The sequence below is a fragment of the Aquimarina rhabdastrellae genome (assembly GCA_947387485.1).
In the GTDB taxonomy this organism is placed as follows: Bacteria; Bacteroidota; Bacteroidia; order Flavobacteriales; family Flavobacteriaceae; genus Aquimarina.
Genome location: CANDNT010000015.1, coordinates 57,714 through 73,818, shown reverse-complemented (window position 1 = coordinate 73,818; position 16,105 = coordinate 57,714). Strand labels below are relative to the sequence as shown.

Annotated in this window: 18 protein-coding genes; 10 read left to right on the top strand and 8 right to left on the bottom strand. The window is 31.9% G+C overall.

Features of this window, described 5'->3' with window-relative positions; translation table 11 throughout:
• Positions 1-19: 19 nt before the first annotated feature.
• Positions 20-2,509, top strand: a complete 2,490-nt coding sequence (locus ACYEKI_RS17555; protein WP_459212514.1) for a zinc-dependent metalloprotease — start codon at positions 20-22, stop codon at positions 2,507-2,509.
• 135 nt (positions 2,510-2,644) lie between these two features.
• The gene (locus ACYEKI_RS17550; RefSeq protein WP_459212513.1) at positions 2,645-2,959 is read left to right on the top strand and encodes a hypothetical protein; all 315 of its coding nucleotides are present in this window, start codon (positions 2,645-2,647) and stop codon (positions 2,957-2,959) included.
• A gap of 66 nt (positions 2,960-3,025) precedes the next feature.
• Here ACYEKI_RS17550 and hemL read toward each other — a convergent pair whose 3' ends face one another.
• The 4 genes from hemL to ACYEKI_RS17530 are packed head-to-tail and all read right to left on the bottom strand — an operon-like array spanning position 3,026 to position 6,514.
• Positions 3,026-4,312: a glutamate-1-semialdehyde 2,1-aminomutase gene (hemL, locus tag ACYEKI_RS17545; protein ID WP_459212526.1), complete on the bottom strand. Its 1,287-nt coding sequence runs from the start codon at positions 4,310-4,312 to the stop codon at positions 3,026-3,028.
• A gap of 6 nt (positions 4,313-4,318) precedes the next feature.
• Positions 4,319-5,206, bottom strand: coding sequence for a glucosaminidase domain-containing protein (locus ACYEKI_RS17540; RefSeq protein WP_459212512.1), 888 nt, complete (start codon positions 5,204-5,206; stop codon positions 4,319-4,321).
• Between the two features lies 1 nt (position 5,207).
• Positions 5,208-6,149: a 1-aminocyclopropane-1-carboxylate deaminase/D-cysteine desulfhydrase gene (locus tag ACYEKI_RS17535; RefSeq protein WP_459212511.1), complete on the bottom strand. Its 942-nt coding sequence runs from the start codon at positions 6,147-6,149 to the stop codon at positions 5,208-5,210.
• A gap of 38 nt (positions 6,150-6,187) precedes the next feature.
• Positions 6,188-6,514: a hypothetical protein gene (locus ACYEKI_RS17530; protein ID WP_459212510.1), complete on the bottom strand. Its 327-nt coding sequence runs from the start codon at positions 6,512-6,514 to the stop codon at positions 6,188-6,190.
• Between the two features lie 28 nt (positions 6,515-6,542).
• Between ACYEKI_RS17530 and ACYEKI_RS17525 the strand changes: the two genes are divergently transcribed.
• From ACYEKI_RS17525 to ACYEKI_RS17515, 3 genes are all read left to right on the top strand, one after another.
• The gene (locus tag ACYEKI_RS17525) at positions 6,543-6,710 is read left to right on the top strand and encodes a DUF5522 domain-containing protein (protein WP_459212509.1); all 168 of its coding nucleotides are present in this window, start codon (positions 6,543-6,545) and stop codon (positions 6,708-6,710) included.
• Positions 6,711-6,793: 83 nt separating this feature from the next.
• A complete protein-coding gene (locus tag ACYEKI_RS17520) occupies positions 6,794-7,327 on the top strand; it encodes a DUF4136 domain-containing protein (protein WP_459212508.1) in 534 nt (177 codons plus the stop codon).
• Positions 7,328-7,411: 84 nt separating this feature from the next.
• Positions 7,412-8,032: a DUF4230 domain-containing protein gene (locus tag ACYEKI_RS17515; protein ID WP_459212507.1), complete on the top strand. Its 621-nt coding sequence runs from the start codon at positions 7,412-7,414 to the stop codon at positions 8,030-8,032.
• On the opposite strand, the gene ACYEKI_RS17510 is transcribed toward ACYEKI_RS17515, so the two are convergent.
• Positions 8,022-8,768, bottom strand: coding sequence for a hypothetical protein (locus ACYEKI_RS17510; RefSeq protein ID WP_459212506.1), 747 nt, complete (start codon positions 8,766-8,768; stop codon positions 8,022-8,024). The genes ACYEKI_RS17515 and ACYEKI_RS17510 overlap by 11 nt on opposite strands.
• Positions 8,769-8,976: 208 nt before the next feature.
• Between ACYEKI_RS17510 and ACYEKI_RS17505 the strand changes: the two genes are divergently transcribed.
• On the top strand, positions 8,977-9,309 hold the full coding sequence (locus ACYEKI_RS17505) for a single-stranded DNA-binding protein (RefSeq protein WP_459212505.1): 333 nt from the start codon (positions 8,977-8,979) through the stop codon (positions 9,307-9,309).
• A gap of 69 nt (positions 9,310-9,378) precedes the next feature.
• Here the strand turns inward: ACYEKI_RS17505 and ACYEKI_RS17500 are convergent, their stop codons facing one another.
• The 3 genes from ACYEKI_RS17500 to ACYEKI_RS17490 all read right to left on the bottom strand — a co-directional run bounded on the left by ACYEKI_RS17500 (position 9,379) and on the right by ACYEKI_RS17490 (position 13,334).
• Entirely contained in the window at positions 9,379-10,629 is a 1,251-nt protein-coding gene (locus ACYEKI_RS17500; RefSeq protein ID WP_459212504.1) for a phosphatidylserine decarboxylase, read from the bottom strand.
• A 100-nt stretch (positions 10,630-10,729) separates the two neighbouring features.
• Positions 10,730-11,923: a DUF1501 domain-containing protein gene (locus ACYEKI_RS17495; protein ID WP_459212503.1), complete on the bottom strand. Its 1,194-nt coding sequence runs from the start codon at positions 11,921-11,923 to the stop codon at positions 10,730-10,732.
• A gap of 16 nt (positions 11,924-11,939) precedes the next feature.
• Positions 11,940-13,334: a DUF1800 domain-containing protein gene (locus tag ACYEKI_RS17490; RefSeq protein WP_459212502.1), complete on the bottom strand. Its 1,395-nt coding sequence runs from the start codon at positions 13,332-13,334 to the stop codon at positions 11,940-11,942.
• 136 nt (positions 13,335-13,470) lie between these two features.
• On the opposite strand from ACYEKI_RS17490, the gene ACYEKI_RS17485 reads away from it, so the two are divergent.
• From ACYEKI_RS17485 to ACYEKI_RS17470, 4 genes are all read left to right on the top strand, one after another.
• Positions 13,471-13,953 (top strand): MarR family winged helix-turn-helix transcriptional regulator, encoded by a 483-nt coding sequence (locus tag ACYEKI_RS17485; RefSeq protein WP_459212501.1) that lies wholly within the window; start codon positions 13,471-13,473, stop codon positions 13,951-13,953.
• A 5-nt stretch (positions 13,954-13,958) separates the two neighbouring features.
• Positions 13,959-14,723 (top strand): hypothetical protein, encoded by a 765-nt coding sequence (locus tag ACYEKI_RS17480; RefSeq protein ID WP_459212500.1) that lies wholly within the window; start codon positions 13,959-13,961, stop codon positions 14,721-14,723.
• A gap of 457 nt (positions 14,724-15,180) precedes the next feature.
• Positions 15,181-15,366 (top strand): hypothetical protein, encoded by a 186-nt coding sequence (locus ACYEKI_RS17475; protein WP_459212499.1) that lies wholly within the window; start codon positions 15,181-15,183, stop codon positions 15,364-15,366.
• Between the two features lie 108 nt (positions 15,367-15,474).
• On the top strand, positions 15,475-15,666 hold the full coding sequence (locus ACYEKI_RS17470) for a hypothetical protein (protein ID WP_459212498.1): 192 nt from the start codon (positions 15,475-15,477) through the stop codon (positions 15,664-15,666).
• Positions 15,667-16,105: the final 439 nt, after the last annotated feature.

Here is a 16,105-nt window from a genome sequence, read left to right as displayed (position 1 = left end):
ACCGCTTAAACATTTATACATGCGTAAACTATTATTCTATTCTTCGGTGTTGTTATCATTAACGACGCTTTCAAGTTGCTCTATTTTGCAACCTAAAAAGACAAAAGCTTCTGTAGCTAGTTCACAGCAAAAAGGGCCTAAAGATAAAAATGCTATTAAACCTTATAATAAGGTTATTACTAGCAAAGCCAAAACTGACAAAGGATTATTTGATGTACATCATCTAAGTGATAAATATTTCTACGAAATTCCTGATTCTCTCTTTAATCGAGAAATGTTAATGGTCACTCGTATAGCTAAAACCGCTACCGGAATCGGTTTTGGTGGAGGTAAGCAAAATACGCAAGTATTGCGCTGGGAAAAGAAAAACAAAAAAGTTTTATTAAGAGTTGTTTCTCATCAGATTTATGCAGCAGATTCATTACCTATACACGAGGCTGTAGTTAATTCTAATTTTGAACCTATTCTTTATTCCTTCCCTATAAAAGCTTTTCATAAGGATTCTATCAATAATGCTACGGTAATTGATGTAACCGAATTATTTACAAAAGATGTAAAAGCGATAGGATTTCCAGACCGTAGTCGTAAACAATATAAAATATCAAGACTAGACGATAAACGTTCGTATATAGATACAATACGTAGTTATCCTTTAAATATTGAAACACGTCACGTAAAAACTTATAATGCAGGTTCTCCACCTTCTAATGCAAGTACGGGTTCTATCTCTATAGAAATGAGTAATTCTATGATTTTATTACCAAAAGAACCTATGAAACGTCGTTATTTTGATCAACGCGTTGGATGGTTTTCTAGAGGTCAAACAGATTATGGATTGGACAATCAAGAAAGTAAAACTGTTCGTTATCTTGATCGTTGGCGCTTAGAAGTAAAAGATGAAGATATCGAAAAATTTAAAAGAGGTGAGCTTGTTGTTCCTAAAAAACAAATTGTATATTATATAGATCGCGCTACACCAAAAAAATGGAGAAAATATATCAAGCAAGGAATCGAAGATTGGCAAGTAGCTTTTGAAGCTGCCGGTTTTAAAGATGCCATTATAGCCAAAGATCCTCCTAGCAAAGAAGAAGATCCAGATTGGAGTCCAGAAGATGTACGTTACTCTGTAGTACGATATCTTGCTTCTCCTATTCCTAATGCAAATGGTCCTCACGTAAGTGATCCACGTTCTGGAGAAATTTTAGAAAGTGATATCAATTGGTATCATAATGTAATGACACTTTTACGTAACTGGTTCTTTGTACAAACTGCTGCTATTAATCCAGAGGCACAAGGAGTGGCTTTTAAAGATGAAATCATGGGACGTTTAATCCGTTTTGTTTCTGCTCATGAGGTAGGACATACGCTAGGATTACCTCATAATATGGGAAGCAGTGTTGCTTATCCTGTAGAATCTTTACGTTCTCCAGAGTTTACAAAAAAATATGGTACAGCTCCATCTATTATGGATTATGCTCGTTTTAATTATGTAGCGCAACCAGAAGATGGTGATGTAGCACTAATGCCTAACATTGGTATTTATGATAAATATGCTATTAATTGGGGATATCGTCCAATTTTAGATACTGATGCTTTAGGTGAAAAGAAAACTCTGGATCAATGGATTCTTCAACATGCAAATGATCCTATGTACAGGTTTGGTAGACAACAATTTGGAGTTATCGATCCTAGTTCACAGACAGAAGACCTTGGCGATGATGCTATGAAAGCTAGTTTTTACGGAATCAAGAACCTAAAACGTATCGTTCCTAATTTAATTAAATGGACAGCTGAAGATGGTAAAAACTATGACGATTTAGAAACTATGTATACTCAGGTTTTAAATCAGTTTAATCGTTATATGGGACATGTTACTGCAAATGTTGGTGGTGTTTATGAATACTATAAAACTTATGACCAAGAAGGTGCTGTATACACTCATGTAGCCAAAGCAAAACAAAAAGAAGCTCTTGCCTTTTTACAACAACAATTATTTGAAACACCTACATGGTTATTAGATACTCAAATCTTTAATAAAATAGAATCTGCTGGAGCCATTGAGCGTTTACGTCGCTATCAAGTTCGTACGTTGAATTCGTTATTAGATTTTGGTAGAATGGCTCGTTTAATCGAAAATGAAGCGATTAATACCAATGATGCTTATACCCTATTAGAGATGATGACTGATTTGAGAAAAGGTGTTTGGAGTGAATTAAATCGCGGTACAACTATCGATGTGTATCGTCGTAATTTACAACGTGCATATATCGATCGTCTTGAGTTTTTAATGACTCAAAAGCAAGCTCCATTAACTGGATTTGCTAGATTCTTTGCAAATAGAACTAATGTAAATGTTTCACAAAGTGATATTCGCGCAGTAGTAAGAGCCGAACTTAACACTATTCGTCGTAATGCTCAAAGTGCTATAGGAAGAACAGGAAATCGTATGACACGTTATCATTTACAAGATATAGTAGAGCGAATCTCTACCATACTAGATCCTAAATAATTTTAATTATAACTATAGAAAAGCCTCCTCTTCAGGAGGTTTTTTTATGTCTTTACAAAAAATAGTATCTTTAACCTCTAAATCTATTTTACAAAGCTATTTATATAAATAGTTTATGAATTAAAATGCTCCATCATGAACAAAACTGTTTTTACAATTCTATTAGGCTTATTCCTTATAGTTTCTTCACAAGCTATAGCACAAGAAACACCTCAACAAAAACAAGCTAAAACTAAAAGAACTAATTCTTACATTCAAAAATTAGATGAATTCTTAAAGTTAAATGAGGATCAAAAGAAGCAACTTACAGATATGTATGCTTCTATACCAAGTACTGCAAGTGGAAAAGAAGTTATGGAAACCGTAACTGCTAGATTAAAAGAAATTCTTACCCCTGAACAATATAATGCTTATACAAGGAAACTTAGAGGTCCAGAAAGATCGAATTAATTATATTATATAAAAAAAGCCTTAGTTTAATTAACTAAGGCTTTTTTTATGTACTTATATGTTTTTTTATAAGGTAACTGCTACTTTATCTACAGCTGCAATTGTAGCATCTAAATCTTCATATGATAAAGCTTCTGTGATAAACCATGTTTCAAAAGCACTAGGAGCAATGTATATACCCTGTTCTAGCATTCCGTGGAAAAATTTCTTAAATGTATCATTATTTCCATTAGCAGCACTTTCAAAATCTACTACTGCATCTTTTGCAAAATGTACAGAAATCATAGAACCTCTTCTATTAATTGTATGTGTTACATCATATTTTTCTAATACCTCTGCAATACCTTTATGTAAATAAGCTGTCTTTTTATTGATGCTTTCAAAAATTTCTGGATGTTCATTAAGTTCTGTTAGCATCGCTAAACCTGCAGCCATAGCCAATGGATTTCCACTAAGTGTTCCTGCTTGATATACTGGTCCTACTGGCGCTAAGTAATCCATAATTTCTTTACGTGCTGCAAACGCTCCTACTGGTAATCCTCCTCCTATAACTTTCCCAAAAGTTACTATATCTGCATTTACTCCTGTAAGTTCTTGAGCCCCACCTCTAGCTAATCTAAAACCAGTCATCACTTCATCAAAAACCAATAAGATTCCGTGTTGATCACATAATTCACGTAATCCTTCTAAGAACCCTTCTACAGGTGGTATACATCCCATATTACCTGCTATAGGTTCTATAATGATACATGCTATCTCGTCTGGATTAGATGTTATAATTTCTTTTACATTTTCCAGATTATTATACTGTGCTAATAAAGTATCTTTTGCAGTTCCTGCTGTAACTCCTGGGCTATTAGGGCTTCCAAAAGTAATAGCTCCACTTCCTGCTTGAATTAAAAAAGAATCACTATGTCCGTGATAACATCCAGCAAATTTTATGATTTTATCTCGCTTAGTAAATCCTCTAGCTAGACGTACAGCACTCATACATGCTTCTGTACCCGAATTAACAAAGCGAATTTTATCAATATTAGGAACCATTGCTACAGCCAATTCTGCTATTTCAGTTTCTATTTCTGTAGGCATCCCAAAACTAGTTCCTTTTTTTGCTTTTTCTACTACCGCTTCAACCACAGGTGGATGTGCATGTCCCAAAATCATTGGTCCCCATGAGTTGATATAATCAATTAAACGGTTTCCATCTACATCATACAGATAAGCTCCTTTGGCTTCTTTAACAAAAATAGGGTCACCTCCTACGGCTTTAAATGCTCTTACTGGTGAGTTTACACCACCTGGAATTACTTTTTGAGCCTCTGTAAAAAGAGCGCTACTTCTTTTATAAATCATCATGAATTAAAATTCGTTTGTATCTTCTTCTGTCTCTTCAGTTTTTTGCTGACTAGTACCTGCTTTCGTTTTTAAAACCTGCCCTACTCTAATATTATTATCTGTGAGACTATTATATTTCTTTAAATCTGTAACCTTAAGTTTATATCGTCTAGAGATTGAATATAATGTATCTCCTTCTTCTACGATATGTTGCCCTGGTTTTTGCTTAATTTTTGTTGTTACAGTTTCTTCTGTTATAACTTTAGTCGGAGTTGATTTCCCTAAAACCTCATCATCATATTTATATAACTGATAGCGTTCTATAATACTAATCAACTTGGTCGGATATTTAACATCTGTAGCATAACCCGCTTTTCTCAATCCTTTTGCCCATCCTTTATAATCATCTTTTTTCAATGTAAATAAGCCTGCATAACGTTTTCTATTGGCCAAAAATAAGGAGTGATCTCTAAACGATGTTTTGGCTTCGTCATATTTACGGAAACATTCTTGAGCACGATCATCATCATGGTATACTCGTTCTCCTGTCCAATCATGACATTTAATCCCGAAATGATTATTTGCTCGTTGTGTCAAATCTCCTGCTCCAGCACCAGACTCTAAAATCCCTTGAGCCAAAGTAATACTTGCTGGAATTCCATACTCCTGCATTTCATTTTTTGCAATACTTGCATATTCATAAATATAGTATTGTACTCTTTCTTTATATGGTCGAACAACCTTAGGTTTGGTTTCTTCTTTCTTTTCTGGAGTAACTTTTTTAACCGATCTTGTAATTACTCTAGTTCTCGTCGGCTTTTTAGGAGCCGTTTTGACTACTTTTTTACTTCCTCCACATGAAAATAATATTGTGGATACACTTAGGATAAGAAAAATGGCGCGTAAATTCATATTAAATTTCGATAAGGGGTAATCTCTTTTTAATTAAAGTTTGATTCATTCCGGCAATTCCCTGTAATCCACCAGTATGAATCGCTAAAATACGAGTATTTTTTCTAAAATACCCGTTCTTGATCATATCAAAAAGTCCATACATCATTTTACCTGTATAAACTGGATCTAATTGTATTTGTTGTTCTTTTTTAAAACTATTTATAAAATCAATCAATTCTGATTTTACTTTACCATATCCTCCAAAATGATATGCCGTAATAAGTTCCCAATTCGTTTTGCTTGAATAATGCTCTATTTCTTCTTTTAAAAAATCACCTTTTAAAGCTGGAAAACCTAATACTTTTTGGTGTTCTACCGCACTATTAATGATTCCTGAGATAGTTCCTCCTGTCCCTACCGCTGTACATATAACGTCAAAATCTTGATCAGTTGTAGTCAAGATTTCTTCGCATCCTTTTACAGCAAGATCATTTGTTCCTCCTTCTGGAACTAAGTAAAAGTCACCAAACTCTTGTTTTAAACTTTCCAAAAAAATTGCATCTGTTTTTTTTCGATAAACTTCTCTAGAAACAAACTTTAGTTGCATCTCGTTTTCTACTGCAAATCGAAGTGTTTCATTTTGTGCTAGTGTTTTCTTTATATCTTTTCCTAATTCATCTCCTCTAATTATACCTATACTTTGTAATCCTAACTCTTTTGCAGCTGCAGCAGTAGCTGCTATATGATTACTATATGCTCCACCAAAGGTAAGTACTTTAGTGATCATTTGATCTTGGGCAGCCATCATATTATACTTGAGTTTTCTAAACTTATTTCCCGATACTTCTGTATGAATTTGATCTTCTCTTTTAAGAGATAATGTTACGTTATTTAACTCAAGAATGGAATGTTGTATATCCTGATTAGGAATTTTAGTTATTTCGGGATTAATAAAAGACATTGTACTTTTTTTGGATACAAAGGGCTACAAACAATTGTTTAGAGATATCTTAGAAAACTCCACATTTTACGATATTTCAAGTAAAAAAGATCATCTTCATTACAATAAGCTTCTCTTTCAAACGAAATATTACGATAGGCACGATTTGCATCTCTATACTGAATCAATCGTATCAAATATTCTATACCATACCAAATATAAAAAGGGAGTACTAATAGTTCTCTTTGCTGAGTCAAATGAATTTCTTCGTGATTAACAAAAGTAGTATCTTCTTTTAACCTATGGCTTTTTACTATAATAAAAGGCCATAGAGCAAGCCCTACAAACTTTCTTCCGATTAAATATTTGCTAACAACTATTGGCATATGCTTGCAAGATACTATTTTTGTAGATATGAACACACGCAAAAATATAAAACCAGAAGAAGGTGATTATTATCTAACTCCAGAAGGGTATCGTTGTTTTACGGAGCAATACCATCTTAAAAGAGGTTATTGTTGCGAAAGTGGTTGCAGGCATTGTCCTTATGGTTATAATAAAAAGACAAACCAATACCGCTAAAAACAGCTAATAACACACTGATTATCTGGTATGATTATTGTGGTTTATTTTATCTATTGTTAAACTAATTAAAATACTCTGCTATGAAAATACTTTCTCTTTTTTCCTTGGTAGCTATTCTATTCTTGACCTCGTGTTCAAGTGTTCGTGTTGCTGCTGATTATGATCGTGAAGCCAACTTTTCTAATTTAAAAACTTTTGCTTTTTATAAACCTGGCATTGATAAAGCAGATGTTAGTGATCTTGATAAAAAACGTATTCTTAGATCTATTGAAGCTAATCTTGTTGCCAAAGGTTTTACCAAGTCTCAATCTCCAGATATGCTGATCAGTATTTTTACTAAAACAAAGGAGAATGTAAACGTGTATCAAAACAACTTTGGTTTTGGTTATGGATGGGGATGGAACCCTTGGTTCTGGAATTCAGGTTTTAATACCGTTTCTCGTACTACAGAAGGAACCCTATATATTGATTTGATTGACGCCTCAAAAAAAGAATTGATTTGGCAAGGTATGGGGACAGCTGCTTTAACACAAAATATAGAACATAAACAAGAACGTATCAACAAGATTGTAACTGCTATTCTTGAAAAATACCCTCCTACTACCTCAAAGTAAACATATAATTTCTTTTATATAGGAGTCTTTGTTTTATAAACAGGGACTCTTTTTTTTATGTATTTTTACATTAAACATTAATATATGCGCAATTTTATTCTGGGAATTTTTATTACCTCAACTGTTGTTCTTGGGTATTTGTATTTTCAAAAAAGTAAACATACTCAAGAAACTGAATTAAAGGTTTCTGAAATGGTTTTTGATCATATTGAAAATGTAGGAAAACTAATCGTTACCGAAGGACATTTTTCTGATGTTATCACTTATAAAGATGCCAAAAAATTCTATTGGGATTTCTTTACTGCAGAAAAGAAAGCGTTAATTGTTGTAAATGCAAAAGCTACGATTGCCTATGATCTTCATCAAATACAATATCGTGTTGATCAAGAGTCCAAAACAATTATACTCACCGATATCCCTGAAGCCGAAATCACTATTGCTCCCGATATTACCTATCATGATTTAGAGCAAGATTATTTAAATCCTTTTACTACAACAGATCACAATAAAATTAATACCGAAGTTATAAAGCAATTACGTCTAAAGATTGAAAAATCTTCGCTAAAAGTAAATGCGCAAAATCGCTTAATTAGCGAACTGCAAAAGCTTTTTATTTTGACTAATGCTTTGGATTGGAAATTGGTTTATAAACAAACTCCTATTTATAAAGCTACCGACATAGAACAGTTATTAACTACTTCTTAAGTTCTTCTTGTTCAAGATATGTTATACTCTGTAAAAAAAACTTTTTCATCGTTTCATTAAAATATTCAACATATTCGATTTCTTCTTTTCTTTCTATAGACAATTTTGCAATTGCATATGCTATTATTTGCTCTGGTAAATAGCCTTGATTACTCATGCTCCATCCATTGCCTTTATTCGTGCTAAATGAGGAAAAATTAAATCTTGAATTACCTATAAAAATCCCAAATCCATATACAATAGCCGTCAAATCTGTTAAAAACTCATCATTTTCTTCTATTCTATTTTCTCCTAATAAAATTTGGTGTGCTAATTCATGTGCTATAGTTGCTATTAATGCTATTGGTTTTCTAAGCATTTCTCGTTCAATACTAATCTTGATTTCCCCATCTTTATTCTGATATATTCCTGTTGCACTAGACCAAGCTCCCGAAACATCTGCAGGAGAACTTAATATAGATCCATCATCCATATAAACAGGTTGATCAGAAAAAAAATCAAGCTTAATATCCACATCTTTAATAGCCATTAATTCCTTTGTTCTTTCTAATACCCTTTGCGCATCTTCTTCTTTTCCTGTAAAATCAATATTATAAAAATCTTTAGTAGGTGTTATTGTTCGAATCTCATTAAAATGAACTTCTCCAAAATTAGTTTTCAACCATTTTAAATCTTCATCTATCCATTCTTTATCTTCTAAAGTAATTGGAAGTTTTATTTTCTTTTTCCAAAACATATCTTGTTATTTTTTAATCTCTGATTGTCGAATATATTAAATTTAAAAAACATTCTTATCCATTTACAAACGACTACAATCGTTTACAAATGGATACAAATATTTATTAACCGTTTATTATAAAACACCGTTCTTAGTTTTGCCTTGTTGATGATTCATAACACTATTCATCAATAGTTTTAACTGTTTAACCTTAAAATTAATATTTATGAACACGCTTAGAAACAAAGTACAGTTAATAGGAAACTTAGGAATGGATCCAGAAATTATAACATTACCTTCAGGAAGTAAACTAGCCAAGCTTTCTTTGGCTACAAATGACACCTATAAAAATACACAAGGAGAAAAAATCACCTCTACACAATGGCACAATGTTGTCGCTTGGGGAAAAGTAGCAGAAATCATAGAGAATTATGTTGTTAAAGGACAAGAGATCGCTATTGAGGGAAAACTCACACATCGCGCTTATGAAACTGCCGAAGGAGAAAAACGATATGTTACCGAAGTAATTTGTAGCGAATTATTAATGCTTGGCAAATAATTCTTGCAGTAAAAATAAAAAGCCTTGAATGATATGCTATTCAAGGCTTTCTTTATGCTTCTTATTATATTATTTCGGACAATCAACAGGCACACTCATTGAAGTACCGTAATAACGATATCCTGTTGTTTCATCTATTATTGGTGCTTTCCCTTCTTGAAATAACACTATAATATCTGACCCTCCAAAAAGAAAATATCCAAACTCATCTCCTTTTTGAAAAACACGATCTGGAGTTGCTATCATATTTACCGATGAAACTTGACACATTCCGATAGGAATTACAGCTACAATTCCCATATCTCCATAAGGAGAACTAGAAGTATCTATGGTTAATACACCACGTGCTTGATTAAACTCATATCCTCCTTCTGCATTATCTGGTGCATCAAATTGTGCTCCTCCTTCTCCATTCTCTAAATTAACTTCTAGATACACTTTTCCTTGTATTGCATAACTTTCTTTTACAACACCTGCTACTGGTGTATGAAAGCGATGATAAGAATATGGCCCTAAAAAGTAGTGCACAAATGTTCCGTTGGCAAAAGCATCTGCATATTGACTTCCTTTTAATAAGTCTTTAATATTTGCAAACTTATGAGTATGTTTTACCGTAATTTCTTCTATAGCAGAGTCTGCATTGATATCATACTTTTTTCTAAAAGTACAGTCTGCAGGCATCGTTACCACTTGATTACTTGTAGGATCTGCAATAGGACGTAATCCTGGATTAAGCTCTCTTGCAAAAAATTGATTAAACGTTAACCATCCACTAGGATTATTAGGTTTACCATCGATCATAGAGTCTTCTACTCTATATTCTGGTGAATATTTAATAAACGAGTTTAATGATTCTTCTGTTATTGATTCTGTTGTATTTAAAAAACTCCCCCATAAATTAGCATATCCTACTAACCATTGACTAAACCAAGGGATTTCTTGTACTATGACATTATCATTAGTTCCTACTTTTTGATCTATTAAAAAGTAGAAATGACATAATCTATCATAAACTTCTTGACTATGTCCTGTTTCAGGATCTTTCCACGCTTCGTCTCCACTTTGACGCGGAATCCAACTTGAAAATGCTTTTAAATACTTTATATAACTAATAATATCTTCTGGCCAATCTAAAGCTCTAAATAGTGCTTTATTCATAATTGATTCTGCAATAGATTTTGCTTTTTGTAAAGATTCTTCTAATAAAGCAATAAAGTTATGTTCATTACGTTCTCTTTGTTGAGAGATAAATGCTATCGCATCTTGTGATGTTCTGAAATCGATAGTTTCTTTTGCTAATGTTGTTTCTATTACACTCATGGCTTTGATTTTTTAGACATTCTCAAAGTTCATTATTATTGTGCAATTACAATAGCGTAAAAACCCCCAATATTGTACTCGTTTATTCTTCTTTTTTGGATTATACTAGTGTTAATCCCTTAAAATCACCTTTTAGGACTAATTGACTATCCATTTTTAACCATTCCTCTAATACGTTTTTATAAATACTTCTAAAATCAATTTGATATTTTAAATCTCCATTATGATCTAGGTTTCTTAAATCTGGCATAGCATTATATAACCCTTTCGTCTTTAAATTATCTCCAATAAGATATACTTGATTTGCTGTTCCATGATCAGTACCTCTCGCTGCATTTTGTTTTACTCTACGTCCAAATTCAGAAAATACCATAATCAAGGTATCTTTAAAGGTATTTTGTTGTTTTAAATCTTTAACAAAAGTTTTTATTCCCTCATCATATACTTTTAGTAAGCGTTGCTGTCTAGCTACTTGATTAGCATGAGTATCAAATCCTCCTAATGAAGCATAATACACCTCAGTATGTAAACCCGAATTGATAAATCTCGCTATAGTACTCAACTGTTTTCCAAATATGGTCTTGGGATAACTTATTGACGTATTTGCTAGTTTAAGTTTAGTTGTTTCATGGATATATTGAGCAGAACTAGTAGCTTCTACCATAGTTTTATATAGATATCCCAAATTATGTTCGCTTAAATGCGTAGCTGTATGTTGCTTTAATAATGATTTAAAATATGGATCACTAGCTGTTCTATATAACACTTTTTCATTACTAACTGCCAAACCACTAGTTGTTTCCCCCTTTAATAGCAATGATAAAGAATCATCAATTTCAATAGCTGCCGTATTAGCTTTTTGTTGTTCTTGCATCCATCTTCCTATCCATCCTGTTGTTTCATATTCTTTTGCATCACTAGCAGAATGCCATATATCTGTAGCTCTAAAATGTGATCGATTAGGATTAGGATATCCTACATTGTTAATTATAGTAAGCTGCCCTTGATCATACAATTCTTTATGTGTGGGCATCTTATGATGTAAGCCTACCTCGTCTGTAAGCTTATACATATTATTTGCATTAATTGCTATACCATTTCGTTCTCTATAATAGATATCATTGCTATATGGAATTATTGTATTTAACCCATCATTACCTCCTGATAATTGAATAATTACTAATCGCTTGTGATTTGTTTTATCTACTATAGTAGGTAATGCTGTTAAAAATTGCGGTACCAAAAGACTTCCACTAATTAATGTTGTTTGTTTTATAAAATCTCTACGTTTCATAGTTTCTTCTTTTAGGTTAACACATTTGATATTCTGGTATCGACATTAATTGAATACAAAACGATTTCAAATCAGTTGTGGTCAAGCTTGATATATGTTTTTGAGTTGCTGACGACAACTTTTGAGGTAGTAACATTTCTTGTATATACTGTCTATGCTTATTGCTATAAATTTTTTCAAATGCTTCCCAATTAGCCTCTACATGCAACCTCTTATTCCTATTCTTTTTTTTATTGAACTTTTCAAAATCATCTTCAAAAGCTCTTTTTTCTTCTAGCGCAATAACACCTTGATTAAGTAATAATGCCGGAAGTTTTAATCGTAACATCAAGGTATTTGCATTAATCCAATCTTGCCCTCCACTCCATCCTGCTACATTAGGCGGAAACAATAATACTTGTCCTAATAATTTTTGTAGATACATCAACTCTTTGGGTTTTTGATATGCTATAGGGATTGTTCTCCCTATTCCTACAAGAACATCTATGGGTGATTTTATCTTTACTCCTATATTTTCATCTTGATAAAACCATGAGGATAAAAAAATATGTTTCATCACTTTCTCTATATCATATGATGGATAAAACACTGCTATCATTTCTGTTATATGAGTTTCGTTAGGCTTATCATTAACAAAATAGGTATATAGTTTTTTACAGATAAATCGTGCACATTCTTTATGTGTTGTGATCATCTCTATGATATCTTCTCCATCCCAATTTCCTTTTTTTCCAATAAAAATCTTTTCTCCTATATCGTGTTGTCTATTTCGTAATTTAAAATCCCCTTGTAAATCATGACTCCATCCTGTAAAAGCCTTAGCTGCTTCTTTAATATCTTTTTCTGTATATAATTGATCTCTCCCTAATGTAAATAGCTCCATTAATTCTCTAGCAAAGTTTTCATTAGGACTCGACTTTTTGTTTTGTCTTAAATTCAAATACTTCTGCATAGATGGTTCTTTAGAAATACTAATTACAAAATCCTTAAAATTCCCCAATGCATTCGTTCTTAATACTTCTTGATACCGTTTAAAATAGATGATGTTTTTATCATGACATACAAAATGGTTTGCCCAAAATAAAGTCATTCGTTCTCTCAATACAGCATCAGTTGTTTGCAATCGTTCTACCCATGCTTTATTTAATTCTTTTAACTTTCCTTTATTTTCTTTTAATACTGAAGCTACTTGCTTCCTTATTTCTCGTTTTCCCGAAGTATTTTGTACTATTAACCTTATCTCTTGTTTTAACTCTTTAATATCTAAATCTAGATAATCTATCTTCTTACTGGCTTCAAACAACTTATCTACAACTTCTTTTTTGGTAAGTTTCTCTAGCTCTTGCGCCTCTTCGTACCCTATACCAAATCCTGCTCTATTATATAAATGATAGACATGTTTTAATTTCATAATCAAACGTTTATACTCATTAGACTATAAGTTACACATTTCGTTTAATTGAATTTTAACTTTTTATTTATATAGTCGACTATATAGTTAACTGTGTTTTATTTTATTTTTACATCATATAAACAGTTTTAAGATTATGGATGTTATCAAAGAACTAGGATACAAAGCACTTGACAGTAGGTTTAAACGCATTAGTGACAAAATAGGTCACGAAGTTCGTCAATGTTATCGTGAACTAAACTTGGATATTGAACCCAATTGGTATTTAATTTTTAAACTATTACAACAACACAAAACCATAACCATGGTTCAAATTGCTGAATATACTGGTTATGCACATCCTACCATTGTTGTGATTATAAAAAAAATGATTGGCCGTGGCTATATCTTTTCTATCAAAGATCCTAAAGATCAACGTAAACAACTTTTACAACTTACAGATAAAGCCGTAACTAATTTACCCCTATTTGAAAAAGTATGGGAAAGTTGTGAACAATCTTTATTAGATATCCTTAATCAAGATAAAATCATTATCCAATATCTTGATACCATTGATCAAAATTTAAAACAACAATCTTTTAAACATCGATTACTACAACATTTTCAACAACTTAAATAATTATTATGAAAAAAATCATTTTGCTATTACTAGCATGTTTTATGCTTTCTTTTGTTCATGCTACCGATACCAAAATCATTGTAAGGGCTAAAGCAAAAGACGCTAAATTTATAGGAAGCTCACTAGGTGGTGCTTATATCATTATTCGTAATCAAATGACTAACGAAATTTTAGCGCAAGGTAAAACTACAGGTAGTACAGGTAATACTACGTTAATTATGAAAACTCCTAAAGAGCGTTATACTCCTATTACTGATGATAACACCGCCAAGTTTGAAACTTCTATTGATCTTAAAGAGGCAACCTTTGTTACCATAGAAGCTATTTCTCCTATAAACAATAAACAGGCTAGAGTATCTGCTAGTACCTCTTTATGGCTCATTCCGGGAAAACATATTTTAGGTGATGGTATTATCTTAGAAATCTCTGGATTTATTATTGATATTCTTTCTCCTAGAACACATCATTATATGGCTTTAGACGATGTAAAGAATAAACCTTTTAAAATTCAAGCTAATATGGTTATGATGTGTGGTTGTACTATTAAAAATGATGGGCTATGGGATGTCAAAGCTATGGAAGTAAAAGGTATCTTAAAAAAAGATGATGCTTTTTTAAAGGAGCTTACGTTAGCCTCTGTTAGCTCTAATTTATTTGAAGGAGAAACTACTATTTATACCCCTGGTAATTATGAGCTTACCGTTTATGCATATGATTCCAGAACAGGTAATACTGGTGTAGATAAAGTCAATTACATTATCTATAAATAAAGTTTTAAAGGAAGAGTAAATTGCTCTTCCTTTTTTATATACTAGTTTTTCTAAATTAAATTTAGGTTATTATATCCTTTATTTATTTTAATCTTCCAAACCATAACTCACTAACTAACAACAACTAATCAACTCACACCTTCTATTTCCATTTATAAACCTTATATCTTTTGAGGTTCTTCCGTATACAACTTAACGTTGTATCTTTTACTTTTGCCCGGATTTATAAAATATTAAAGTTTGTTTTTTTTAAATCATTTTCGAGCTATACTAAACATATAACTCATTTTTGCATCCTTTTTTGATTTTACCCCAAATGAAATTAACCACTTTAAAAAGATTGAGATTTTTCTCTCGATCTTTTTAAGGATGCTTTTCCATATATATTTGGTGGTATTACAGTCTTCATAATACATTATTTTGCAATACATTAGACAGATCACAAAATGATCATCTTATGAAAGCTTTAGTGCTAATTTCTGGTATTAAAATCTTGTCAAAAAACGACCAACGTAGTATTGATGGTGGAGGATGGACTCATCCTTGTCAACAAAGAGGACAACAATGTTGCGAACGAACAGGTTCATATTTAGAATGTGCTCCAGGTCAATGTTTCCAAAATTCTTTTTGCTTGTGGTCATAAACGTTTATACAGCATAATCACGCTATTTACTATAATCATTTTGAGGTTACTCCTCAACACAATCAACGAATTTTTCTATTAATTTTAATTTTATAAATCACTCTAATCATGAAAAAACTTAATTCAATTAAAGGTATCTCTCACTTAAGTAAAACTGAACAAAAAAACATCTCTGGAGCGGGTGTTGCACCTTCTGGTTGTTATCAACAAGGGAGTAAATGTTGTCGTAATTTTGGTTCAGGAAATTACTTATGTGATTATGGAGAATGTATCAATGGACGTTTTTGCGCTTGGTATTAATCCTTCTTAATTAATAGTCATGAAAAAACTTAAATACATAACAGGTCTTAAAAGACTTAGTAAAATAGAACAACAAGAAATTTCAGGAGCTGTAAGACGTTCTTGTACCCAAAGAGGTAGACAATGCTGTGTTAATTATAATGGCGAAATCTTTTGTGATTATGGTATATGCAATAATGGCTATTCCTGTCTTTGGTATTAAGAGTTTTTAAATTTCATTATTAATTCTTCTTTTTTAATTATAATTAGTTTGTAGAGCCTTTCTTACGTTTGGGGTTAAGAAAGGCTTTACTATTTTACAAAACTGTTTGTTCTATTTTAACCATAATTATTTTATGCCTATACCTCAACCGTAACTTTTTATTTTACACTAAATTAGTGAGGTTACAAAAATTAATCATCTCAAAAAATCTGTTCAAAAACAATACAACAAGAATTA